Raw genomic sequence first — 22,633 nt, forward strand, 5'->3', positions numbered from 1 at the left:
GGGCCGACGACGGTCCTCGTGCGACGATGGGCTCATGTCCGACGACACGGTGGTGGTGTGGGACCCCGCGCTGCTCGCCTACAACCTGGGTGACCATCCGCTCGACCCGGTCCGGGTGGAGCTGACCGTCGCGCTCGCCCAGGAGTTGGGCGTCCTGACCCGACCCGGTGTGCGCGTGGTCAAGCCGGAGCCCGCCGACGACGCCCTGCTGACCCGCGTGCACGACCCGGCCTACCTGGCCGCCGTACGGGCCGCGCCGCGCGACCCGCTGTTCGCCGGGTACGGGCTGGGCACCTCCGACAACCCGATCTTCGAGGGGATGCACGAGTCGAGCGCGTTGATCGCCGGCGCGACGGTTGCCGCCGCGGAGGCGGTCTGGCGGGGGGACGCCCGTCGGGCCGTCAACGTGGCCGGTGGCCTGCACCACGCGATGCCCGCCCGGGCGTCCGGTTTCTGCGTCTACAACGACCCGGCGGTGGCCATCGCCCGGCTGCTCGACCTGGGCGCGGAGCGGATCGCGTACGTCGACGTGGACGTGCACCACGGCGACGGTGTGCAGGACATCTTCTGGGACGACCCGCGGGTGCTCACGGTCAGCCTGCACGAGACGCCGCTGGCGCTCTTTCCCGGTACCGGCTTTCCCGACGAGACCGGCGGGCCGGGCGCGCAGGGCAGCGCGGTGAACATGCCGCTGCCTCCGGGCGTCGACGACGCCGGCTGGCAGCGGGCGTTCCACGCGATCGTGCCGTCGGTGCTGCGCGCGTTCCGCCCGCAGGTGCTCGTCACCCAGTGCGGCGCGGACGGGCACCGGCTGGACCCGCTGGCCGATCTGAACCTGACGGTGGACGGGCAGCGCGCGACCTACCTTGCGCTGCGGTCGCTCGCCGACGAGCTGTGCGAGGGCCGCTGGGTCGCCACCGGCGGCGGCGGGTACGCGCTGGTCGAGGCGGTGCCCCGGGCGTGGACGCACCTGCTGGCCGTGGCGACCGGCGACCCGATCGACCCGGCGACGCTCACCCCGCTCGCCTGGCGGGAGTTGGCGGCGGCCCGTCGACCGGGCCGGGAGATCCCGCTGCGGATGACCGACGACGCCGACCCGTCGTACGAGCCGTGGCAGCCGACGGGCGAGCCGAACGCGGTGGACCGGGCCATCGCGGCGACCCGCAAGACCGTCTTCCCGCTGCTCGGGCTCGATCCGTACGATCCGCGGGACTGAGCCGGGCCGTTTCCGGTGACGAACGTGGACCAACCCGCCGACGTGCTGCTCAGCGATGGCAGCACGGTCCAGTTGCGACAGATCGACCCGACGGACGCGCCGGGCGTGGTGGCGATGCACAGCCGGTTCTCCGAGCGCACCCGCTACCTGCGGTACTTCTCGCCGTACCCGCGCATCCCGGAACGCGACCTGATCCGCTTCGTCACGGTCGACCACCACGACCGGGAGGCGTTCGTGGTGCTGGCCGCCGACCAGATCGTCGCGGTCGGCCGGTACGAGCGCCTGGGCCCGCAGGCGCCCGAGGCGGAGGTGGCCTTCGTGGTGGAGGACGCCTTCCAGGGCCGGGGCATCGGCTCGGTGCTGATGGAGCACCTGGCCGACGCCGCCCGGCGCAACGGCATCATGAGCTTCGTCGCCGAGGTGCTGCCGGCCAACGGGACGATGCTGCGGGTCTTCGCCGACTTCGGCTACCAGGTCCAGCGCGCGTACGCCGACGGCGTGGTGCACCTGAGCTTCCCGATCGCCCCGACCGAGGCCACCCTGGAGGTGCAGCGCGGCCGGGAGCACCGCACCGAGGCGCGTTCGATCGCCCGCCTGCTCGCGCCGCGGGGCATCGCCGTCTACGGCGCGAGCGCCACCGGGCAGGGCGTCGGCGCGGCGGTGCTCGGGCACCTGCGCGACGGCGGGTTCACCGGCGCGGTCGTGCCGGTGCATCCGAGCGCGTCGACGGTGGCCGGGCTGCCCGCGTACCCGAGCGCTGTCGACGCCCAGGTGGCGGTGGACCTGGCGGTGGTGGCGGTCCCGCCGGAGGCGGCGACCGCGGTGGTCGCCGACGCGGCCGCCGCCGGCGTGCACGGCCTCGTCGTGATCTCGGCCGGCTTCGCCGAAGCCGGCGGCGAGGGCGCGGCCACCCAGCGGTCGCTGGTCCGCGCGGCCCACGCCGCCGGCATGCGCGTGGTCGGCCCGAACTGTCTGGGCGTGGCCAACACCGATCCGACGGTACGCCTCAACGCCACGCTCGCGCCCGCGCTGCCGCCGGCCGGTCGGGTGGGGATCTTCAGCCAGTCCGGCGCGTTCGGGGTGGCGCTGCTCGCCGAGGCGGACCGGCGTGGCCTCGGCCTGTCCAGCTTCGTCTCCGCCGGCAACCGGGCCGACGTGTCCGGCAACGACCTGTTGCAGTACTGGCAGGACGACCCCGGCACCGACGTGATCATGCTGTACCTGGAGACGTTCGGTAACCCGCGCAAGTTCGCCCGGCTGGCCCGGCGGATCGGTCGCGCCAAACCGGTGGTGGCGCTCGCCTCGCCGGCCCGCCCGCCCGGGGTCGGTGACGCCGCCGGCCCGGACGAGGTGGCGGTGGCCGCGCTCTTCGCCCAGTCCGGGGTGATCCGGGTGGACACGGTGGCGGAACTGCTCGACGTGGGGGTGCTGCTGGCCAACCAGCCCCTGCCCACCGGCGACCGGGTCGGCGTGGTCGGCAACTCGTCGGCGCTGACCGGGTTGGCGGCGACGGCGTGCGTCGCGCAGGGCCTGACCGTGGCCGACGGCTACCCCCGTGACGTCGGGCCCAGCGCCGGGGCCGCCGAGTTCGCCACCGCCCTCGCCGAGACGGCCGGCGACGACCGGGTGGACGCCCTCGTGGTGGTCTTCGCCCCACCGCTGCCCGGTCAACGCACCGACGTGGACGCCGACGTCACCGCCGCCCTTCCGGCGGCCCTCGCCCTGGGCAAACCGACCGTGGCGACCTTCCTGGTCGGCCGGCTGCCCGCCGGGGTGCCCGCGTACGGCGGCGTGGAGGAATCTGTCCGCGCCCTCGCCCGGGTGCACCGGTACGCGCGGTGGCTGGGCCGCCCGTCCGGCGTGGCACCCGAGCTGCCCCGCATCGACCGGGACGCCGCGCAGGCCGCGCTGCGCGCCGACCCCGTCGACGCGGGGGCGCTGCTGGCCGCGTACGGCATCGGGACCGTGCCGTCGACGCTCGTGGACACGGTCGACGCGGCGGCCGAAGCGGCGGCGCGGGTGGGTCTCCCGGTGGCGCTCAAGGCTGCCGATCCGGGGCTGCGGCACCGGCTCGACCTGGGAGCGGTCCGTCTCGACCTGCGCGACGAGGCCGGCGTCCGCCGCGCGTACACCGAGATGGCCGCCGGCTTCGGCGCGGACGTGCTGGTGCAGCCGATGGTCCCGCCCGGGGTGGCCTGCGTGGTGGAACTGGTGGAAGATCCGGCGTTCGGCCCGGTGGTCGGCTTCGGCCTCGGGGGAGTCGCCACCGACCTGCTCGGGGACCGGGCCTGGCGGGCGGTGCCGCTCACCGACACCGACGCCGCCGAACTGGTGGACGAGCCCCGCGCGGCGCCGCTGTTGCGGGGACACCGGGGCGCCGCGCCGGTGGACCGCGCGGCCCTGGCCGACCTGCTGCTGCGGGTCGGTCAGCTCGCCGACGAGCAGCCCCGGGTACGTTCGGTGACCCTCAACCCGGTGCTCGCCCGCCCGGACGGCATCTCGGTCCTGCACGCCCAGGTACGCGTCGGCGGCGTGGCCGCCCGGCCGGACACCGGCCCCCGCCGCCTGTGAGGGCGCGCGTCGGTCAGGCGCGGCTGGAGATCTGCTGCACGCCCCAGGTGTTGCCGTCCGGGTCGGCGAAGAAGACGAAGCCGACATTGTCCAGCGGGTCGGGCACCGGTCGGGGGTTGACGCCCACCACCTGGATCTCGCTGACCCGCACGCCCCGCTCGACCAGCTCGGCGTGGGCCCGCTTCAGGTCGGGCACGACCAGTTGCAGGCCCCTGAGCGAGCCGGGCGGCATCTCCGGGACGACGCCCTTGCCGACCACGATTGAACAGCCGGAACCGGGCGGGGTCAGCTGCACGATGCGCGCGTCGTCACCGATCACGGTGTCGTGGTCGACGGCGAAACCAAGCTGGTCGGCGTAGAAGCTCTTCGCCCGGTCCACATCCGACACGGGCACGATCACGACTTCCAGCGTCCAGTTCACGGGTGGCCTCTCGTCGGGTCTCCAGTCAACCATCGCGGCAAGGGGGAAGGCCCCGGCGAACCGCCAGGGCCTTCCACAACTTCGGGCGCGTCAGCAGGCGTACGCCTCCAGGCGCTGGGCCCGCTCCGGCGCGCGCAGCTTCAGCAGCGTCCCCTTCTCGATCTGCCGGATACGCTCGCGGGACAGGCCGAACTCCCGGCCGACCTCGTCCAGGGTGCGCTGCCGGCCGTCGTCCAGCCCGAACCGGAGCCGGATGACCGCCTGCTCCCGCTGCGACAGCGTGGCCAGCACGACACTCACCTCGTTGCGCAGCTCGCCCTGCGCGGCCCCCTCGCCCGGGTCGGTACGCGGGTCCACCGCGGCCACGAAGTCACCGAGCGCGCTCTCCCCGTCGTCGCCGACGGCCTGGTCCAGGCTGACCGGCTCCCGGTCGTACGAGATGAGTTCGATGACCTGGAACTCGGGGATCTCCAGCGCCCGTGCGATCTCCGCGACGCCTGGCTCGCGGCCCAGCGTCACCGCCAGCTCGCGGCGGGCCCGGACCATCCGGTTGACCTGCTCGACCATGTGCACCGGGATACGGATGGTGCGGGCCTGGTCGGCCATGGCGCGGGTGATGGCCTGCCGGATCCACCAGGTGGCGTACGTGGAGAACTTGTAGCCCTTGGCGTAGTCGAACTTCTCCACCGCCCGGATCAGACCGAGGTTGCCCTCCTGGATGAGGTCGAGGAAGGCCATCCCGCGTCCGGTGTAGCGCTTGGCGATGCTGACCACCAGCCGCAGGTTCGCCTCCAGCAGGTGGTCCTTGGCCGCGCGGCCCTCGACGACGATCAGCTCCAGGTCGGCCCGCAGTTCGTCCGAGACCGGAGTGCAGGTGGCGAGCTTCTCCTCGGCGAACAGTCCGGCCTCGACCCGCCGGGCCAGCTCGACCTCCTGCGCGGCCGTCAGCAGCTTCGTCCGGCCGATGCCGTTGAGGTACGCCCGGACCAGGTCGGTGGAGATGCCGCGCTCGTCGGTGGCGTCCAGGTCGGTGAGGGCCTCGGTCTCGGTGCTGGTGGCCGGGCGCGTCCGGTGTTCCGTCATCTTCGTCTCCCCGTATCCCACGTCTGTGCCGTGTCTCCGGCCCAGTGGTGCCGGTGTGAGACACAGCTTGGCGGGCGGGACGTGAAACGGGAGTGAGCTGATCGCGGACCCGACAGCAATCCCGCAGGATCGCCACAAAAAACTGTCACCAGCCCGCTTGCCGCCCCCCCCGGGCCCCCCGACGCTCCCGGCGCTGTCGACGCTCCCGGCGCTGTCGACGCTCCCGGCGCTGTCGACGCTCCCGGCGCTGTCGACGCTCCCGGCGCTGTCGACGCTCCCGGCGCTGTCGGCGCTCCCGGCGCTGTCGGCGCTGTCGGCGCTCCCGGCGCCCCCGACGCTCCCGGTGATCAAGAGGTTTGCGTCAAGAATCGTGCGGAATTTGACGCGAACCTCTTGATCGACGCGGGGAGGGGGGAAGGGGAGAGGGAGGAGGGGAGGGGGGAAGGGGAGGGGAGGGGTTAGAGGTCTAGGAGGATTGTTTTGGGGCCTGTGTTGGTGCTTTCCACGAGCATGTGGGTGCGGAAGCGGCCGGTCTCGACCTTCGCGCCGCGTTGGCGCAGGGCTTCCACCACCGCCGTCACCAGGGGTTCGGCCATCTCGGCGGGGGCCGCTGCTGTCCAACTCGGACGGCGGCCCTTGCGGGCGTCGCCGTAGAGGGTGAACTGGCTGACCACCAGGATCGGCGCCCCGACGTCGGCGGCGGACCGCTCGTCGTCCAGGATGCGCAGCTCGTGCACCTTGCGGGCCATCGTCGCGGCGGTCTCGGCGGTGTCGGTGTGCGTCACGCCGAGCAGCACCAGCAGGCCGTCCTCGATCGCACCGACGACCTCGTCGTCCACCGTCACGCTGGCCCGCCCGACCGTCTGCACCACGGCCCGCATCAGCGCACCACCGCCGCTGTCGGCACCAGCGCCGCCGCTGTCGGCACCAGCGCCGCCGCTGTCGGCACCAGCGCTGCCGCCGTCGGGGGCACCAGCGCCGCGGGTGTCGGCACCAGCGCCGCCGCCGTGGGCACCGCTGCCGCCGCAGGAGTCGGCGGTAGCGTCGCCGCGCCGGTCCGCGGCATCACTCGGTCACCGGCTGGATGAAGCCGCGCTCGACCAGGTGCGCGACGATCGGGCCGGCGGCCTCGGCCATCTCGGCGGGTTCGACGTCGTGGGCGGCCGCGAGCAGGGCGAGCTGGTCGCGGAGCGGTAGGCGGCCGTCCGCCCCGCCGACCAGCGCCAGCACCAACGGGTCGATCTCCTCGGTCCAGCGCAGGCCGTGCGGCATCGCGAGCACCTGCCGGTCGACCGCCCAGCCCTCGTCACCCATGGTGGCCTCCTGGCGGAGCTGGAGACCGTCGGCGGCCCGGTAGCGTTCGGCGAGCAACGCCTCCGTGTCCCGTACCCGCAGGAAGTCCTGGCGGTCGAACCACGCGCCGATCTGGTCGCCCAGCGGCGGCTGGACCCGCTGGCGCAGGTCCTCCACGCGGACCACCGGATCGGCGTGGCCGCCGCGGCGCAGGGATACGATCCCGAAGCCGATCGCCTCGATCTTGTGCTGGTCGAACCAGTCCAGCCAGACGGCCGCCCGTTGCGGGTCGGCGCCCTCACCGACGTCGGTGAGCCACAGGTCGACGTACGCCATCGGATCGGCGACCTCGCGCTGGATCACCCAGGCGTCCAGGCCGGTTCCCGCGAACCAGCCGGCCACCCGCTCGTCCCACTCCTCACCGGCGACGTGCACCCAGTTCGCGAGGTACTGCATGGTGCCGCCCTCGGTGAGCAGGCCGGGGGCGGCGGCGGCGAGCTCGGCGGCGATGGCGTCACCCACCCGACCCGAGTCGCGGTAGACGTGTGTGGTGGTGCCCGGGCCCACCACGAACGGTGGGTTGCTCACCACCAGGTCGAATCGACGGCCGGCCACCGGCGCGATCATGTCGCCGCGCAGCAGCTCCCAGTCCTGGCCGTTGAGGGCGGCGTTGGTCGCCGCGAAGCGCAGGGCCCGCTCGGAGAGGTCCGTGGCAGTCACCGTGTCGGCGTGGGTCGCGAGGTGCAGGGCCTGCACGCCGGAGCCGGTGCCCAGGTCCAACGCGGCGCCGACCGGCCGGCGTACGGTCGCCCCGATCAGGGTGTGGGTGGCCCCGCCGATACCGAGCACGTGTTCGGCGCGCAGGGGTCGACCGGGCCGGGCCGAGGCCGGCACGTCGGCGAGCACCCACCAGTCGTCGCCGTACGGTTCCAGGTCGACGCCCGCGCGCAGGCCCTCGTCGTACCGCTCGACGATCCCGCCGGCCAGCGCCTCGGCGAGCCCCAACGGTGCCAGCGCGGCGGCGACGGCAGTCTCCGGTTCGGTCTGGTCGCAGATGAACAGCCGGATCAGCGTGGCGAGCGGATCGCGGTCCTCGGTTGCGCGCAGCGCGGCCCGGTAGTCGTTGCGCGCGACCGAGGCGGTGGCCTGCGGGCCGAGCCGTTCGGCGATGCCGTTGCTGGTGAACCCGGCCCGGGTCAGCGCGGTCCGCAGGGCGTCGACGCCGGCGGGGGAGAGCAGCATGTCGTGTTCGTCCACGTCGCCATCCTGCCCCGCGTCGCGTCCCGGGTCGGCGGCACCCGCCGACGGACGTCGGAGCGTCGGTGTCCGACCGGGTCGGTGGGCGGGGCACGATGGTGGCCATGACGCTCGTGCTTCCCATCGGCCCCGAGGCCAACCGACTGCTGGAGCGCAGCCCGCTGGCCCTGCTCATCGGCATGACCCTGGACCAGCAGGTGCCGATGGAGAAGGCCTTCTCCTCGCCGTACGTGCTGGCGCAGCGGCTCGGTCACGACCTGGACGCGGCGGAGCTGGCCGGCTACGACACGGACGCGCTGATCGCGCTCTTCGCCACTCCGCCCGCCCTGCACCGGTTCCCCGAGGCGATGGCGACGCGGGTGCAGGAGGTCTGCCGGGTGCTCGTGGAGCGCTACGACGGCGACGCGGCGCTGCTGTGGTCGGGCGTCGCCGACGGGCCGGAGCTGCTGCGGCGCGTCGCCGACCTGCCCGGCTTCGGCAGGCAGAAGGCGCAGATCTTCGTGGCGCTGCTGGGCAAGCGGTTCGGGGTGACCCCGCAGGACTGGCGGACGGCGGCCGGCGGGTACGGCGACCCCGGCGCGTACCGGTCGGTGGCGGACGTCACCGACGCCGACTCGCTGCGCCGGGTGCGGGAGTACAAGCAGCAGATGAAGGCGGCGGCGAAGGCCGATCAGGGCTGACGTTCAGGCGGCGGTGGGGTGCGCCAGGGAGGCCAGCGCGCGCCGGACGTCGGCCAGCGAGACGGTGGCCGAGTCGTCCAGGTCGGCGAGGCCGGCCTCGATCCACTGCCGCATCAGCGTGGTGACCCCGATGCCCCGGGCGTCGGCGGCGGCGCGGACCCGCTCGTAGGTCTCCAGCGGCAGCCGGACCGACCGGCTCACCATCGGCACGTCGGTGTCGGGCGTGGGCAGGTCCACCGCGGAGCTCTCGTCGATCAGCTCGGCGAGCCGGTCGTCGCCGCTGTGGAACTGCTTCGTCGCGTCGTTGCGGTGCATCGTCACGGCCCCCCTCATCGGCGATCTCTCCGCACGGCCTCGTCGTAGCGCTTGGACTCGGCGTCGCTCAGCTCGCGGGCGGAGAGGATGTCCCAGTCGTTGTCGGTGCCATCGGCCTCGGCGAGCAGCACCGCCAGGCGACGGCCCCGGCGGGCGGCGGCGTAGACCACCATCACGTCGTCGCCCAGGTGGCGGATGACCCGTCGCGCGCTGTGCAGCGCCTCCCAGACTTCCCCGGGCGTGACGTCGTAGACCCTCAGGTTGGCCAACGCCTCGTCGGTGAAGCTGAACCTGCTGCCCACGTCGCGCAGCGTACCACGCGCGTAACACGTACCGGGATGACTCGATATTCGCTGATCACGGCTTCGTGGTGACAGGATGGTGCGTAATCCCCTCGAGGAGGTCCCTGGTGAAGCGTCAGGCGTACGAGCCGATTCTGATCACCGATGCCTCGCGCAGCCAGCACGATCAGCTCACGAGCCGTCAGCGCCGCTATGTCCTCATGATGGGCATCCGGGTGGCCTGCATCGTCGCCGGAGCGATCCTGGTCGGCGCGAACGCTCCCCTGCTCTGGCTCTGGCTGCCGCTGTGCGCCCTCGGCATGGTGCTCATCCCGTGGCTGGCCGTGCTCCTGGCGAACGACCGACCGCCCAAGGAGGAGCACCGGCTGTCCAACCGGTTCCACCCGCGGCGGCGGGTCGAGACCCCACCCATGAGCCTCACCGCGGAGGAGCGCCCTCACAAGATCATCGACGTCGAGCCCTGACCCGCCCCGCGGGCCAGGGCTCCGACGTCTCAGGCCGGTGGTCGGGCGCCGACGCTGGAGACGGCCAGCGCCCCCAGTTCGGTCGCGCGGTCCAGGGCCGCGGTCGCGGTGGCCCCGCCGAGCCAGGCGGTCAGCAGCCCGGCCGCGAAGGCGTCGCCGGCCCCGGTGACGTCCACCACCGCCACCCGCCGGGCCGCCGCCACGCTGACCGCTGCCGGGCGGCCCTCGACCCACACCGCCCCCGCCGCGCCACGTTTGACCACCACCCGCCGGGCCGTCGCCGACAACGCCCGCCCCTGCGCCGCCGGGTCCAGACCGCCGGCCAGCACCGTGGCCTCGTCCGCGTTGACCAGGAGCAGGTCGACATCGCGTACCCAACCCAGGAAGGCCCGCGCGCCGACGCGCCGCAGCGGCCCCGCGGAGGCCGCGTCGACGCTGGTGGTGAGCCCGCGCTCGCGGGCGGCGGCCAACGCCCGCAGCCCCGCTGCGCGCGACGCGGCGTCCAACAGGGTGTACGCGGACAGGTGCAGATGCCCCGCGTCGGGCGCCGCCGCGAGGGCCTTGTCGACGTGCTCGGCGCTCAACCGCAGGTTCGCGCCCCGCGACGTGATCATGGTCCGCTCGCCGTCGCCGGTCAGCACGACCACCGTGCCGGTGGGTACGCCCGGCACCCGATCGAGGACGCAGTCCACGCCCGCGCGGGCCAACTCGGCCGCCCGGTCGCGCCCCGCGTCGTCGTCGCCGACCGCGCCGACCAGCGTGACGGCCAACCCCTGGGCGGCCACCCAGGCGGCGGTGTTGGCCGCCTGGCCGCCGCCGCCGAGGCTGATCCCGGCCTCGGTGTCCGTGCCCGCCGCGAGCGGCCCGGTGAGCACCGCGACCACGTCGGTGATCACGTCTCCGACGACGACCACCCGGGTCCCAGGGGTCATGCCGGGACAGCGGAGGCGCGGGCGACCGTGGCGACCGCGATGCGCGCGGCCAGGTCGGCGTTGCGCAGGATGATCCGGATGTTGACCGCGAGGCTCGCGCCCTCGGTGGCCGAGTGGAAGTGCGCCAGCAGGTACGGCGTGACGGCCTTGCCGGTCACCCCGTCCCGCTCCAGCAGGGCCAGGCCGTCGGCGAGGGTCCGGTCGTGCAGCTCGGGGTCGAGCTGCTCGTCGACCGGCAGCGGGTTGGCGACGAGCAGCGCGCCGGTGTGCACGGCGTGCTCGTCCCTGGCGGCCAGTACGGCGGCGACCTGCTCCGGCGAGTCCACCGACCAGTCCAGGTCGAAGCCGGCGTCGGTGAGGTAGAAGCCGGGGAACCGTCGGGTGCGGTAGCCGAGCACGGCGACCCCGAGGGTCTCCAGGCGCTCCAACGTCGCGCCCACGTCGAGGATCGACTTGACTCCGGCGCAGACCACCGTGATCGGCGTCTGGGCCAGGGTGACGAGGTCCGCCGACTCGTCGAAGGTGTGCTCCGCCTCCCGGTGCACCCCGCCCAACCCGCCGGTCGCGAACACCCCGATCCCGGCCGCCGCGGCCACCGCGCTGGTCGCGGCCACGGTGGTGGCGCCGTCCGCGCCGGTGGCCGCCGCCACGGCCAGGTCCCGCACCGAGAGCTTCGTCACACCATCGACGGTGGCCAGTCGGGTCAGCTGCGCGTCGTCCAGGCCGACCACCAGCTCGCCACGGATCATGCCGATCGTCGCCGGCACCGCCCCGGCGTCCCGGACCGCCTGCTCGATCTCCCGCGCCACCCGCAGGTTCTGCGGGCGGGGCAGGCCGTGCGAGACGATGGTGCTCTCCAGGGCGACGACGGGTCGGCCGTCGCGCAGGGCTGCGGCGACCTCGGTGCCGTAGCTGATGCGAAAGTCAGTCACCCGGGCACCGTACGGGGTCGGACGTCGGCCGGCCTCAAGTGGACCCGGCCGTGATGACCTGCCAAACTTGTCGGTTGGAGGTGCAGACGTGAGCACAGAGGTTCTCGAGCGTCCGGAGCTGAAGGACGCCGACACCGGTCCGGAAATGTTCCACTACGTCCGCAAGGAGAAGATCGCCGAGAGTGCCGTCATGGGCACCTTCGTCGTCGCGCTCTGCGGAGAGACCTTCCCGGTCACCAAGGCGGCCAAGCCGGGCTCCCCGGTCTGCCCCAAGTGCAAGGAGATCTACGACTCGTACCGCGAGTGAACCCCGGCCGGTCCTTCGGCCGGCGACGTAGCCTGCGGCGGTGACCACCTCCACCGCCCTGCTCCTCGCCGACCTGACCGGGGTCGCGGTGTTCGCCGCCTCCGGGGCCTCGGCCGCGGTGGCCAAACGGCTCGACCTCTTCGGCGTCGCGTTCGTCGGCTTCGTGGCCGCGCTCGGCGGCGGCATCTTCCGCGACCTCGTCATCGACGAGGTGCCACCGCTGGCCTTCGCCGACTGGCGGTACGCCGCGACCGCCGCGATCACCGCGGTCGCCGTGTTCTGGCTGCACCCGCAACTTGCCCGGCTGCGCACCACCGTGCTGGTGCTCGACGCGGCGGGCCTCGCGTTGTTCACCGTGACCGGCACACTCAAGGCGCTCGACGCCCGGGTGCCGGCCGTCGGCGCCTGCCTGATCGGCATGCTGACCGCCATCGGCGGCGGGCTCGGCCGCGACCTGCTCACCGCGGAGATCCCCGTGGTGCTGCGCCGGGAGATCTACGCGGTGGCCGCGCTGGTCGGATCGGTCGCGGTCGCTCTACTCCACCTGAGCGGCCAGACCGGCCCGGTGCCGCTCACCGCCGCCGCCGTCGGCGTGTTCGGGTTGCGCCTGGTCGCGCTGCGTCGACGCTGGTCCGCGCCGGTGGCGACCCTGCGTCCACCGCACACCGGCGACCCCTGGTGAGGCCCGTCGCACCGCCGTTGCCAATGTGACCAGCGTGGCGTCGCCTGGGCCTGCGGGCGCGCGCTGGTTATGCTGAGTCGGCCTTCGCGGCAGCTACTGCGCGGAGGCGTTTTCATGGGCGGCGGTACTCGTGGCCCTCGCCCGGTGTCCGCCCTGGTGCGGTCGGAGAGGAGCTTCGCGTGGCAGCCCGGACGCCGGTGCTCGAGACGTTCCCGGCACTGCGAGCCTGGCAGCGCAAGGCCCTGGTGGAGTACCTGCGCCGGCGTACCGACGACTTCACCGCGGTCGCCACCCCGGGCGCCGGCAAGACCACCTTCGCCCTGCGCATCGCCGCCGAACTGCTCGCCGACGGCACCGTCGAGGCGGTCACCGTGGTGGCCCCGACCGAGCACCTGAAGACCCAGTGGGCCGAGGCCGCGGCCCGGGTGGGCATCCAGCTCGACGCCGCGTTCCGTAACGCCGACGTGCACTCCGCCGCCGACTTCCACGGCGCGGTGATCACCTACGCCCAGGTCGGCATGGCCCCGCAGGTGCACCGGCGACGCACGATGACCCGTCGCACCCTGGTCATCCTCGACGAGATCCACCACGCCGGTGACTCCCGCACCTGGGGCGACGGTGTCAAGGCCGCCTTCGAGCCGGCCGTACGCCGGCTCATGCTCACCGGCACGCCGTTCCGCTCCGACGACAACCCGATCCCGTTCGTCGAGTACGAGCGGGGCGGTGACGGGCTGCTGCGCTCCCGCGCCGACTCGGTGTACGGCTACGCCGACGCGCTGCGCGACGGGGTCGTCCGGCCGGTGCTCTTCCTCGCGTACTCGGGGGAGACCCGCTGGCGTACCAACGCCGGGGACGAGCTGGCGGCCCGCCTCGGCGAGCCGATGACCCAGGATCTGGTGGCGCAGGCGTGGCGTACCGCCCTGGACCCGGCGGGGGACTGGATGCCGCAGGTGCTGCGTGCCGCCGACGCCCGGCTCACCGTGCTGCGTAACGCGGGGATGCCCGACGCCGGTGGCCTGATCATCGCCACCGACCAGCAGACCGCGCGCTCGTACGCCAAGCTGATCGAGCAGGTGACCGGTGAGAAGGCCGCCGTGGTCCTCTCCGACGACCAGGGCGCGTCCGCGCGGATCGCGACGTTCGCGGCGTCCGACCAGCGGTGGCTGGTCGCGGTACGGATGGTGTCCGAGGGCGTCGACATCCCCCGGCTCGCCGTCGGCGTCTACGCCACCAGCGCCAGCACCCCGCTGTACTTCGCCCAGGCGATCGGCCGGTTCGTGCGGGCCCGCCGCCCCGGTGAGACCGCCTCGGTGTTCCTGCCCAGCGTGCCGCACCTGCTCGGGCTGGCCAGCGAGATGGAGAACGAGCGGGACCACGTCCTGGGCAAGCCCAAGGAGTCCGACGGCCTCGACGACGACCTGCTGGAACGCGCGCAGCGCGACGACCAGGCCAGCGGGGAGCTGGAGAAGCGGTTCGCCGCGCTCTCGGCCACCGCCGAACTGGACCAGGTGATCTTCGACGGCGCGTCGTTCGGGACCGCCGCGCAGGCCGGCACGCCCGAGGAGGAGGAGTACCTGGGCCTGCCCGGTCTGCTCACCGCCGACCAGGTCTCCCTGTTGCTGACCAAGCGGCAGGCGGACCAACTGGCCGCCCAGCGTCGCCGTACCGCCGAGCGGGCCGCTCAGCCGGCCGCTGCGCCCTCGGCGGCGCCTCCGGTGCCCCTGAGTGCCGCCCAGCGTCGTGTGGCGCTCCGGCGCCAACTCAACGCTCTGGTGGCCGCCCGGCACCACCGCACCGGCCAGCCGCACGGCAAGATCCACGCCGAGCTGCGCCGGCTCTGCGGTGGGCCGCCGAGCGCCCAGGCCACCATCGAACAGCTCGAGGAACGCATCGCCACCGTGCAGACCCTCTGACCCCACGCACCCCACGACCCCAGCACGAACGCGCGGCGAGCATCCGGCGCCTCCGCAACCCGGGCACCCCCGGGCACCCGAGGCACCCCGCGTATTCGAGGCACCCCGCCCCCAGGCCCCAGCGCCCTCAGGTGTCGCGTGCCCCCAGGTGTCGCGTGCCCCCAGGTGTCGCGTGCCCACCAAGATCGTGCTCGATCACTGATGTAGTGGTGTCACGGGTCTGTGAGGCCACTACATCCTGGTTCGAACACGATCTTGGTCGGCGCGGCGCGGCGCGGCGCGGGGCGCGCGGCGGGGCGCGGGGCGGCGGGGCGCGGGGCGGGGCGCGCGGCGCGGCGGGGCGCGGGGCGGGGCGCGGGGAGGGCCCGGTGCCCAAGATCTGTGCAACTTCGGGGATGTTGCTGCCTCTCGCGCGTCGGAACCAGCAATATCCCCGAAGTTGCGTGGATATTGGCGGGCGCTGGGCAGGGCTGGGCAGGGCAGGGAAAAGCCGACCGGAGGCACCCCGTGTGGGGTACCTCCGGTCGGCTATGTCGGTCGCGGACTTAGTTCGCCATCAGATCGGCGCCACGCCAGCTGAACTCAGGGTCCGTCGCGAACCGAACGGTGATCTTCACGAGATCCTCCGCGTACTTGTTCGCGTGGTGCCCACAGAACACCAACTCGCTCCCACCCGAGAGAGTGATTCGGAGCTTGCCGGCAGCATTGCAGCGGTCGCACCGTTCATCGGCGGCTGGGGGAGCCACCGTCTCGGGCGGCGGCGTGAGGGTCGGGGTCATCGCCTTCCTCCTCTGGTCGTCACCGATGAACAATCTCTTCGGTCGTTGCTCACCTATCGTGCAACACCCGTGCTGGGCCTTGCCTTCCCTGTGTGCCCGCGGGGGACCGAGGTCACACATGGCAGGGACAGTGTGCCGTGAACCCAGGGTGCCACGTCAACGATCACATTCGTGTATCCGGACGATCACCACCTGGCGTTGCACGCCAGGTGGTCAAAACGACACGTTCGGTTGACGAAACAGGCTCAGTCCAGGTAATCCCGGAGAACCTGTGACCGGGACGGGTGTCGCAGCTTGGACATCGTCTTGGACTCGATTTGGCGGATCCGCTCCCGGGTCACCCCGTAGACCTGCCCGATCTCGTCCAGCGTCCGCGGCTGACCGTCGGTCAGGCCGAAGCGCAGCCGTACGACGCCCGCCTCACGCTCGGAGAGCGTCTGCAGCACCTGCTGGAGCTGGTCCTGCAGGAGCGAGAACGAGACGGCGTCGACGGCGACCACGGCCTCGGAGTCCTCGATGAAGTCACCGAGCTGACTGTCGCCCTCGTCGCCGATGGTCTGGTCCAGCGAGATGGGCTCCCGAGCGTACTGCTGGATCTCCAGCACCTTCTCGGGTGTGATGTCCATCTCCTTGGCCAGTTCCTCCGGAGTGGGCTCGCGGCCCAGGTCCTGGAGCAGCTCACGCTGTATGCGGCCGAGCTTGTTGATGACCTCGACCATGTGCACCGGGATACGGATGGTGCGGGCCTGGTCGGCCATGGCGCGGGTGATGGCCTGCCGGATCCACCAGGTGGCGTACGTGGAGAACTTGTAGCCCTTGGTGTAGTCGAACTTCTCGACCGCCCGGATGAGACCGAGGTTGCCCTCCTGGATGAGGTCGAGGAAGGCCATGCCGCGTCCCGTGTACCGCTTGGCCAGGGACACGACCAGACGGAGGTTCGCCTCGAGCAGGTGGTTCTTGGCGCGCTCGCCGTCGCGGGAGATCCAGCCCAGGTCGCGGACCATCTCCCGGGCGAGCTTCTCCTCGCCCTCGTCGGCCGCGCGCAGCTGCTCGGCGGCGTAGAGCCCGGCCTCGATCCGCTTGGCCAGCTCCACCTCCTGCTCGGCGTTGAGCAGCGGGACCTTGCCGATCTGCTTCAGGTACGCCCGCACGGAGTCGGCGGAGGCGGTCAGCTCGGCGTCGCGCCGAGCCTGCTTGAGCGCCTCGGACTCCTCGTCGTCCCACTCGAAGTCGTTGTCGGTGGCCGACGCGGCGGCGTCGGTCTCGGCGGCCTGGGCCAGCTCGGCCGGCTCCTCGACCACCACGTCCTCGATGGTGGCGGCGAGCTCCTCCGGGTCGATTTCACCCTCGGCGCCCTCGCCCTTGCCGGCTGCCTTGACCGGCTTGGCGCCGGCCGCCGCGGCCACGGTGGCCTTGGTCGCGCGGGTGGACTTGGTCGCCTTGGCCGGGGTGGCTGCCGCGGCGGCGACCCCGGCGGTCTTGCGAGCGGCCACCTTGCGCGGGGCGGGCGTCGCCGCCGCCTCGTCGGAGGCGGGCGCCTGCTTCGGGGCGGGCGCGGCGGCCTTCTTGGTCGTCTTGGCGGTGGTGGCTCGGGACGCCGGGGTCGTCGAGCGAGCTGCGGCGACCCGGCGGCGGGTGCTGGCCGAGCCGTCCACCACCACGGTCACTCCCGCCTCGGAGAGCGCCCGCAGGATCTTCTTGGCCTGGGCCGGAGTCACCTCGGCGGTCTCGACGGTGCGCGCGAGCTGAGCCGACGTGAGCTGACCGCCAGCGCTCTGCGCATGGGCGATCAGGGTGTCGGTGAGCGAGCGAACGTCGGCGCCGGGCTGGCGGGGTTCTGTCACGAATGACCTTCCGGAGGCGAAGAGCGGGCACGGCCGGGTCGTCCGGCACGGCGGGTCAACCGGGCCGGGCGATGTGGTTGAGGAACCCCCGTGTCCCGGGCCGGCCGGTGGTCTCGGCGGCCCGCGGCGCGTGGGTAGGGGTGAATTGTAACGCCGTCTGCGGCGATCATCCTGCGCCGCACGGCGTAACGGCGGCGGGACCGCCGATTCGGCGCAGATGTGGACTTTGTAAGGATGATACTCGCGCACGGCCCGCAACGCCCCGGTCGTGCCGGAAGGGGACCCTGGAATGGACCGTTCGGCACCGTTAACGCGGGAATTGTTGGCGATCGCGATCGAGGTGGCGCGGGACGCCGCGTCGACCGCGTACCGGATGCGGGTCGAGGGAGTTTCCGTGGCGGCGACCAAGAGCACGGTCACCGACGTGGTCACGGCCGCCGACCGGGCCGTCGAGCGCCAGGTCCTCGACGCCCTGCGCCGGCTGCGACCGGGGGACGCGGTCCTCGGCGAGGAGTACGGCACGACGGACACCGGTCCGGTGGCACCGGGCGGGGTGCGGTGGATCGTCGACCCGATCGACGGCACCGTGAACTACCTCTACGGGTTGCCGTACAGCGCGGTGTCGCTGGCCGCCGAGGTGGACGGGACGGTGGTCGCCGGCGTGGTGCGCAACGTGCACACCGGTGAGGAGTGGACCGCCACGGCCGGCGGCGGGGCGTGGCGCGACGGTGTCCGGCTGCGCTGCTCGGGTGAGACCGACCTGGGGCAGGCGCTGGTCGGCACCGGTTTCGGCTACGACGCCGGCCGTCGGGCGCACCAGGCGTCGGTGGTGGCCGGACTGATCGCCTCGGTACGTGACATCCGTCGCCTCGGCGCCGCCGCGCTGGACCTCTGCATGGTCGCGGAGGGGCGGCTGGACGCGTACTTCGAGAAGGGGTTGTCGGCCTGGGACCAGGCCGCCGGAGGCCTGGTCGCCGCCGAGGCGGGCGCCCGGGTGGCCGGCCTGGCCGGTCGCCCGGCGGGCCCGGACCTGGTGATCGCGGCCCCGCCGGCCCTCTTCGCCGGGCTGCACGACCGGCTGGCCGCCCTGGACGCCTCCGGCGGCCCCTAAGGTGGGACTGCCGGTCAGGCCGTCACTTCTTGGGGCCGGGGGACGGGCAGGAACCCGGCGGCGCGACCGGCGGGCCCAGGTCGCCGAGGGACTGGTTGACCTCGGTGGTGGTGGCGAGCTGCTGGAAGCCGTTGCCCAACACCACGTCCACGGTGTCGTCGGTGCGCTTGGGGTCGTAGACCGGATCGGCGTTGTCCAGGAAGTACGCCTTCAGCAGGTGGGCGGAGCTGACACCCTTGGGGCCGAACTTCAGCACGGCCACGTCGTCGATGCCCTTGGGCGCGTTGCCGACCTTCTTGACCTGGAACTTGCGGTTCCGGAAGTCGTCGGCGACGGCGCTCGCCCGGCCCGGCTCGTCGGTCGCGTTCAGGACGTTGATCTTGACGTCCTTGGTCTCGTGCAGGGTGACGTCGGCCAGCGGCCAGCCGTCCGGGCAGCTGCCCGCCGCGCCGGCCTTGCCCTGGCTGTCCCGGACGATCGCGGTGATCACGAACGCCAGCGCCAGGACCCCCAGCAGGCCGACGACGACGAGTGCTCGCACTCGCGCAAAACTCATCTGGGCGCTCCCCGGAGCTGAGGTGGGTGGTGGCGGCCGCCAACGATCGCGCTGACCGCCGGCCGTCGAATACGCCGCTGAGGTTAACGGTTGTCCGGCCGTCGCGTGGAAACAGTCCGACATGCCGGCGCGCCGACCGCGAACCGGGTACTACTACCCCTATCTTCGTGTCGCCTGAATCACATTGGGAACAACTTCGCGTGCGGGGGCGTACATCTCAGCCGCAAGGGCGGTATACATGCCTCGCCCAAGGGGGGGTAAGGTTCCGCGCTCGCAGGGGAGTGGCCCCAGCGGTCCCGACCCGTACGGTCCGCGGGTCGGGTGCCCGACACAAGTGGTTGCCGGCCAGCGGAACCGAAACAGCGTCGTCCGGCGTTACAACCGGAAGCGACAACATCGATATGGGAGAGTGACATCCGATGGCCACCGACTACGACGCCCCGCGTCGCGACGAGGTCGACCTCGGCGAGGACAGCCTGGAAGAGCTCAAGGCCCGGCGCGTCGACTCACAGTCGGGCGCGGTGGACGTCGACGAGGCCGAGGTCGCCGAGAGCTTCGAGCTGCCCGGTGCCGACCTGGCCGACGAGGAGCTCACTGTCAAGGTGCTACCGATGCAGCAGGACGAGTTCCGTTGTGCCCGCTGCTTCCTGGTCCACCATCGCAGCCAGCTGGCGGTCGAGCGCAACGGCGAGCTGATCTGCCGAGAGTGCGTCTGACACGCACGACACCGGCGGCGGCCTCCTGATCGGGGCCGCCGCTACCGGTGTAGGCGTGCGACGCCGGTGGGTACCTGCTTGACTCGTAGCGGGTAGCCACAGCACCGGGAGGTTCCACCCATGAGCGATCGAGGCGACACCACCGACGGCGGCGCGGACGACCTCGGTGCCACCGTCGCGGCGTTGACCGAGGACGACATCGCGCCGGCCCGGCGACGCCAACTGCTCACCCGGATGGTGTCCCAGGCCCGCAGCCGGGGCATCTCCGACCTGTTCAAGCCCCGTGCCGCGGTGCGCTGGATGGTCGACACGGTGGCCGAGATAGCCCCGCACGTGCCGGTCCGGGACCTGGCCACCCTGCGTCGGCACTTCCCCGGCCTGGACGACGCCGCCCTGGCCGAGCGACTGATCCGCAACGCCTCCCGCACCACGGCCGGGATCGGCGCGGCCGGCGGGGGAGTCGCCGCCGTCGAGTGGACGGTGGCGCCCACGCTGCTCTCCGCGCCCGTGCTGCTCGCCGCCGAGACCGTCGCCGTCGTGGCGGTGGAGCTGAAACTGATCGGTGAGCTGCACGAGATCCACGGCGTGTCGTTGCCCGACGCCGGCAGTCAGCGGGCGGTGGCCCTGGTGCACTCCTGGGCCACTCAGCGCGGGGTCAACCCGATGGTGCCCGGCGTGGGGGTCGGCGCGGTGCTCGGCACCGCCGCCCGCAAGGAGATGCGGGACATGCTGCTGCGGCGCTTCGGCCGCAACCTCACCACCCTCGGGCCGTTCCTCACGGGCGCGGCGGTGGCCAGCTTCCTGAACCGCCGGGCCACCCGCCAGATGGCCGACCAGCTCCAGGCGGACCTGCGTCGTCGCGGCATCGCCCGGCCGGCGTCACCGCCGGCCCTGCCCGGCCCGCCCACGGGCACCTGAGCGGGCCCTGGGCGGCGTTCAGCCCGGCTCGCCGGCCGTGGTGTCGGCGGGCCTGGTGTCGGCGGGCCTGGCGGCGTCCCGCGCGGCCAGCAGCGCCTCGGCCAACTCGACCGGACGCCGGCTGCTCACCACCCAGAACGGGGTCGGGTCGGCCGGGTCGTCGAGCACCACCTGCACCGCGCCGCTGATCCACGGCCGCTGCACCACGAAGGCGAGCGGGTCCGCGCCCACGCCCAGCACCTCACGACGCCCGGAGGCGTCCAACGGGACCACGTCGCCCACGAAGCGCGCCGGCAGCCGGGCGTCATCCACCCGCAGCTCACCGTCGACGACCGCCACCCCGATCCGGCCCAGCCACCACAGCCCGACGGCGGTGACCGGCAGCAGCACGGCGAAGGGCACCCAGGCGCGGGCGCCGGAGCCACCCATCCAGATCTCGACCGCCAGCAGTCCGGCGGCCACCAGGCTGATCAGCCACAGCCACCAGGGCAGGTCCAGCCGTTCGGCGTACGCCGGGCGGGCCGGAACCCCTGGCCGATCGGCGGACGGGGAGGGCGACATGCTCACTCCTGCGAGGGTACGGCGCACGGCGGGCCGGCCAACCGGCAGGATGGCAGGGTCACCGGAGACAACCGGACCGAAGAGGGGACCCGTGACCGACGTCGTACCCGTGCCCGTACGGCTGCTCGATGCCGAGCTGCCGATGCCCACGTACGCCCATCCCGGCGATGCCGGGGCCGACCTGGTGGCCGCCGCGGACGTGGAGCTGCCGCCCGGCGGCCGCGCCCTGGTGCCCACCGGCGTGGCCGTCGCCCTGCCGGACGGCTACGTGGGCCTGGTCCATCCCCGGTCCGGCCTGGCGGCCAGGCTCGGCGTGACGGTGCTCAACGCGCCCGGTACGGTCGACGCCGGCTATCGGGGTGAGATCATGGTCAACCTGATCAACCATGATCGGGACACGCCCGCGAAGATCTCTCGCGGGGACCGGATCGCCCAGCTCGTGATCCAGCGCGTGGCACGGGCGCGGTTCGAGCCGGTGGCCGAGCTGCCCGGGTCCACGCGTGGTACCGGCGGGCACGGTTCGACCGGTGGGCACGCTCAGCTGGTGCCGTCGCCGGCCGGCGGGCAGACGGAAGAAGTGGCAGGGTGATCGTGAACAGCGGAGGGTGGGCGCAGTGATCTTCTCCCGAAAGCGGGCCGACGCCGGGCGGCACACCCGCGACGAGCGGGGCACCGAGGTCCTCGACGAGGGCGGCGCGGCGGCGGCGCTGGTGCGCGGGCCGTACGACATCTCCGAGGTTGACGACGAGGTGCAGCGGCTCGACCTGGGCAGCCTGCACATTCCGGCGGTCGCCGAGGTGGAGGTGCGGGTGCAGGCCGACCCGCAGGGCGTGATCCAGCAGGTCGTGCTGGTGCACGGGGACAACGCGTTGCAGCTCGGCGTCTTCGCGGCCCCCCGGTCCGAGGGGATCTGGGACGAGGTGCGCGAGGAGATCCGGCAGTCGCTGCTGCGGGACGGCGCCTCCGCGCAGGAGGTCGACGGCGAGTACGGCACGGAGTTGCACGCCCAGGTACGGACCCCGGACGGCCCGACCAACCTGCGGTTCGTCGGCGTCGACGGGCCGCGCTGGATGGTCCGTGGCGTCTTCCAGGGGCCGGCGGCCACCGATTCGGCCAGCTCGGGCCCGCTCGCCGAGTGCCTGGAAGGCCTGGTGGTCGACCGTGGCCAGGAGGCGAAGCCGGTCCGTGAGCCGTTGCCGCTGCGACTGCCCCGCGAGATGGCCGACCAGGCCGAGGACGCGTCCAGCGAGCCCCGCCAGGTCTGAACGACCGCGTCCCGGCCCGCCGGAACCGACCCCGTCGGCGTACGCTGGCGGGACGGTTCCGGCGTCGCCGGAGCCGGGCTGGTCCCGGCGAGCGTGGAGAGGGTGACGCGGAGGTCATGACGACCGACGAGAGCAAGGTGTCGCTGCGGCGCATCCTGCAACGGTTCACCGCCAGCGAGGCCGAGATCGACGCGCAGGAGCTGCGGCAGGAGAGCGCCGAGTGCGGTGGCGTCCTGGCCCAGCAGTGCTCCCGGGGCCAACTGGTCTCGGTCGCCGGTCGGCTGCGCACCGTGGTCTACACGCCGCGCACCAACCTGCCCACCCTGGAGGCCGACCTGTACGACGGCAGCGACGTCGTCACCCTGGTCTGGCTGGGCCGGCGGCACATCTCCGGGATCGAGCCGGGGCGGCACCTGACCGCTCGTGGCCGGGTGGCGATGCGCGACGACCGCAAGGTCATCTACAACCCGTACTACGAGCTGGACTCGCCGAAGTGACGGCGCCGGGGACGGAAG

At 73.1% G+C, this 22,633-nt stretch carries 26 protein-coding genes; 13 read left to right on the forward strand and 13 right to left on the reverse strand.

What is annotated here, in order from left to right; genetic code table 11:
- The first annotated feature begins 34 nt into the window (after positions 1-34).
- Both ACIBTX_RS13630 and ACIBTX_RS13635 read left to right on the forward strand, forming a co-directional pair.
- Positions 35-1,216 (forward strand): acetoin utilization protein AcuC, encoded by a 1,182-nt coding sequence (locus ACIBTX_RS13630; protein ID WP_357122678.1) that lies wholly within the window; start codon positions 35-37, stop codon positions 1,214-1,216.
- Between the two features lie 15 nt (positions 1,217-1,231).
- Positions 1,232-3,787, forward strand: coding sequence for a GNAT family N-acetyltransferase (locus ACIBTX_RS13635; protein ID WP_396832520.1), 2,556 nt, complete (start codon positions 1,232-1,234; stop codon positions 3,785-3,787).
- Positions 3,788-3,800: 13 nt separating this feature from the next.
- Here the strand turns inward: ACIBTX_RS13635 and ACIBTX_RS13640 are convergent, their stop codons facing one another.
- The 5 genes from ACIBTX_RS13640 to ACIBTX_RS13660 form a co-directional block, all read right to left on the reverse strand.
- Positions 3,801-4,208, reverse strand: a complete 408-nt coding sequence (locus ACIBTX_RS13640; RefSeq protein WP_357123354.1) for a VOC family protein — start codon at positions 4,206-4,208, stop codon at positions 3,801-3,803.
- Positions 4,209-4,298: 90 nt separating this feature from the next.
- The gene (gene sigB / locus ACIBTX_RS13645; protein ID WP_357122684.1) at positions 4,299-5,291 is read right to left on the reverse strand and encodes an RNA polymerase sigma factor SigB; all 993 of its coding nucleotides are present in this window, start codon (positions 5,289-5,291) and stop codon (positions 4,299-4,301) included.
- Between the two features lie 458 nt (positions 5,292-5,749).
- The gene (gene dtd / locus ACIBTX_RS13650; RefSeq protein WP_357393603.1) at positions 5,750-6,172 is read right to left on the reverse strand and encodes a D-aminoacyl-tRNA deacylase; all 423 of its coding nucleotides are present in this window, start codon (positions 6,170-6,172) and stop codon (positions 5,750-5,752) included.
- Positions 6,172-6,360 (reverse strand): hypothetical protein, encoded by a 189-nt coding sequence (locus tag ACIBTX_RS13655; RefSeq protein WP_357393601.1) that lies wholly within the window; start codon positions 6,358-6,360, stop codon positions 6,172-6,174. The genes dtd and ACIBTX_RS13655 overlap by 1 nt, the downstream gene beginning before the upstream one ends.
- Positions 6,357-7,841, reverse strand: a complete 1,485-nt coding sequence (locus tag ACIBTX_RS13660) for a methyltransferase (RefSeq protein WP_396832521.1) — start codon at positions 7,839-7,841, stop codon at positions 6,357-6,359. The genes ACIBTX_RS13655 and ACIBTX_RS13660 overlap by 4 nt, the downstream gene beginning before the upstream one ends.
- Before the next feature lie 95 nt (positions 7,842-7,936).
- Here ACIBTX_RS13660 and ACIBTX_RS13665 point away from each other — a divergent pair, with 95 nt between their 5' ends.
- Positions 7,937-8,521 carry an HhH-GPD-type base excision DNA repair protein gene (locus tag ACIBTX_RS13665; protein WP_396832616.1) on the forward strand — a complete coding sequence of 195 codons (585 nt, stop codon included), beginning with the start codon at positions 7,937-7,939 and terminating at the stop codon, positions 8,519-8,521.
- 3 nt (positions 8,522-8,524) lie between these two features.
- Here ACIBTX_RS13665 and ACIBTX_RS13670 read toward each other — a convergent pair whose 3' ends face one another.
- Positions 8,525-8,836, reverse strand: a complete 312-nt coding sequence (locus ACIBTX_RS13670) for a hypothetical protein (RefSeq protein WP_396832617.1) — start codon at positions 8,834-8,836, stop codon at positions 8,525-8,527.
- A gap of 14 nt (positions 8,837-8,850) precedes the next feature.
- Positions 8,851-9,138, reverse strand: coding sequence for a hypothetical protein (locus ACIBTX_RS13675; RefSeq protein WP_282261710.1), 288 nt, complete (start codon positions 9,136-9,138; stop codon positions 8,851-8,853).
- Positions 9,139-9,242: 104 nt separating this feature from the next.
- Between ACIBTX_RS13675 and ACIBTX_RS13680 the strand changes: the two genes are divergently transcribed.
- A complete protein-coding gene (locus ACIBTX_RS13680; protein ID WP_357123360.1) occupies positions 9,243-9,602 on the forward strand; it encodes a DUF3099 domain-containing protein in 360 nt (119 codons plus the stop codon).
- Positions 9,603-9,631: 29 nt separating this feature from the next.
- Here ACIBTX_RS13680 and ACIBTX_RS13685 read toward each other — a convergent pair whose 3' ends face one another.
- Both ACIBTX_RS13685 and ACIBTX_RS13690 read right to left on the reverse strand, forming a co-directional pair.
- Positions 9,632-10,534 (reverse strand): PfkB family carbohydrate kinase, encoded by a 903-nt coding sequence (locus ACIBTX_RS13685; protein ID WP_357122697.1) that lies wholly within the window; start codon positions 10,532-10,534, stop codon positions 9,632-9,634.
- Positions 10,531-11,466 (reverse strand): pseudouridine-5'-phosphate glycosidase, encoded by a 936-nt coding sequence (locus tag ACIBTX_RS13690; protein ID WP_357393597.1) that lies wholly within the window; start codon positions 11,464-11,466, stop codon positions 10,531-10,533. Before ACIBTX_RS13690 ends, ACIBTX_RS13685 begins: the two co-directional genes overlap by 4 nt.
- Before the next feature lie 88 nt (positions 11,467-11,554).
- On the opposite strand from ACIBTX_RS13690, the gene ACIBTX_RS13695 reads away from it, so the two are divergent.
- From ACIBTX_RS13695 to ACIBTX_RS13705, 3 genes are all read left to right on the forward strand, one after another.
- Positions 11,555-11,773, forward strand: a complete 219-nt coding sequence (locus ACIBTX_RS13695) for a DUF3039 domain-containing protein (protein WP_007456912.1) — start codon at positions 11,555-11,557, stop codon at positions 11,771-11,773.
- A 40-nt stretch (positions 11,774-11,813) separates the two neighbouring features.
- Positions 11,814-12,455, forward strand: a complete 642-nt coding sequence (locus ACIBTX_RS13700; protein ID WP_357393595.1) for a trimeric intracellular cation channel family protein — start codon at positions 11,814-11,816, stop codon at positions 12,453-12,455.
- A 179-nt stretch (positions 12,456-12,634) separates the two neighbouring features.
- Entirely contained in the window at positions 12,635-14,368 is a 1,734-nt protein-coding gene (locus ACIBTX_RS13705) for a DEAD/DEAH box helicase (RefSeq protein WP_357175252.1), read from the forward strand.
- A 545-nt stretch (positions 14,369-14,913) separates the two neighbouring features.
- Here ACIBTX_RS13705 and ACIBTX_RS13710 read toward each other — a convergent pair.
- Together ACIBTX_RS13710 and ACIBTX_RS13715 are read right to left on the reverse strand one after the other, a co-directional pair.
- Positions 14,914-15,147: a hypothetical protein gene (locus tag ACIBTX_RS13710; RefSeq protein WP_355234582.1), complete on the reverse strand. Its 234-nt coding sequence runs from the start codon at positions 15,145-15,147 to the stop codon at positions 14,914-14,916.
- A 245-nt stretch (positions 15,148-15,392) separates the two neighbouring features.
- On the reverse strand, positions 15,393-16,991 hold the full coding sequence (locus ACIBTX_RS13715; protein ID WP_357122711.1) for an RNA polymerase sigma factor: 1,599 nt from the start codon (positions 16,989-16,991) through the stop codon (positions 15,393-15,395).
- Between the two features lie 289 nt (positions 16,992-17,280).
- On the opposite strand from ACIBTX_RS13715, the gene ACIBTX_RS13720 reads away from it, so the two are divergent.
- Positions 17,281-18,102, forward strand: a complete 822-nt coding sequence (locus ACIBTX_RS13720) for an inositol monophosphatase family protein (protein WP_357122714.1) — start codon at positions 17,281-17,283, stop codon at positions 18,100-18,102.
- A 22-nt stretch (positions 18,103-18,124) separates the two neighbouring features.
- On the opposite strand, the gene ACIBTX_RS13725 is transcribed toward ACIBTX_RS13720, so the two are convergent.
- Positions 18,125-18,643, reverse strand: a complete 519-nt coding sequence (locus ACIBTX_RS13725) for a LytR C-terminal domain-containing protein (protein ID WP_357123363.1) — start codon at positions 18,641-18,643, stop codon at positions 18,125-18,127.
- A gap of 434 nt (positions 18,644-19,077) precedes the next feature.
- Here ACIBTX_RS13725 and ACIBTX_RS13730 point away from each other — a divergent pair, with 434 nt between their 5' ends.
- Both ACIBTX_RS13730 and ACIBTX_RS13735 read left to right on the forward strand, forming a co-directional pair.
- Positions 19,078-19,374 carry a DUF4193 domain-containing protein gene (locus ACIBTX_RS13730; RefSeq protein WP_007075406.1) on the forward strand — a complete coding sequence of 99 codons (297 nt, stop codon included), beginning with the start codon at positions 19,078-19,080 and terminating at the stop codon, positions 19,372-19,374.
- Positions 19,375-19,494: 120 nt separating this feature from the next.
- Positions 19,495-20,292 (forward strand): hypothetical protein, encoded by a 798-nt coding sequence (locus ACIBTX_RS13735; protein WP_357122717.1) that lies wholly within the window; start codon positions 19,495-19,497, stop codon positions 20,290-20,292.
- Between the two features lie 18 nt (positions 20,293-20,310).
- Here the strand turns inward: ACIBTX_RS13735 and ACIBTX_RS13740 are convergent, their stop codons facing one another.
- Entirely contained in the window at positions 20,311-20,859 is a 549-nt protein-coding gene (locus tag ACIBTX_RS13740; RefSeq protein WP_396832522.1) for a DUF3093 domain-containing protein, read from the reverse strand.
- 85 nt (positions 20,860-20,944) lie between these two features.
- Between ACIBTX_RS13740 and dut the strand changes: the two genes are divergently transcribed.
- The 3 genes from dut (at position 20,945) to ACIBTX_RS13755 (ending at position 22,615) form a co-directional block, all read left to right on the forward strand.
- A complete protein-coding gene (gene dut, locus ACIBTX_RS13745) occupies positions 20,945-21,442 on the forward strand; it encodes a dUTP diphosphatase (RefSeq protein WP_357122724.1) in 498 nt (165 codons plus the stop codon).
- Between the two features lie 25 nt (positions 21,443-21,467).
- Positions 21,468-22,118, forward strand: coding sequence for a DUF3710 domain-containing protein (locus tag ACIBTX_RS13750; RefSeq protein WP_357122727.1), 651 nt, complete (start codon positions 21,468-21,470; stop codon positions 22,116-22,118).
- Between the two features lie 116 nt (positions 22,119-22,234).
- Entirely contained in the window at positions 22,235-22,615 is a 381-nt protein-coding gene (locus tag ACIBTX_RS13755) for an OB-fold nucleic acid binding domain-containing protein (RefSeq protein ID WP_357122730.1), read from the forward strand.
- The last annotated feature ends 18 nt before the right edge of the window (positions 22,616-22,633 follow it).

This window comes from Micromonospora sp. NPDC049359, assembly GCF_044466585.1.
Lineage (GTDB): Bacteria > Actinomycetota > Actinomycetes > Mycobacteriales > Micromonosporaceae > Micromonospora.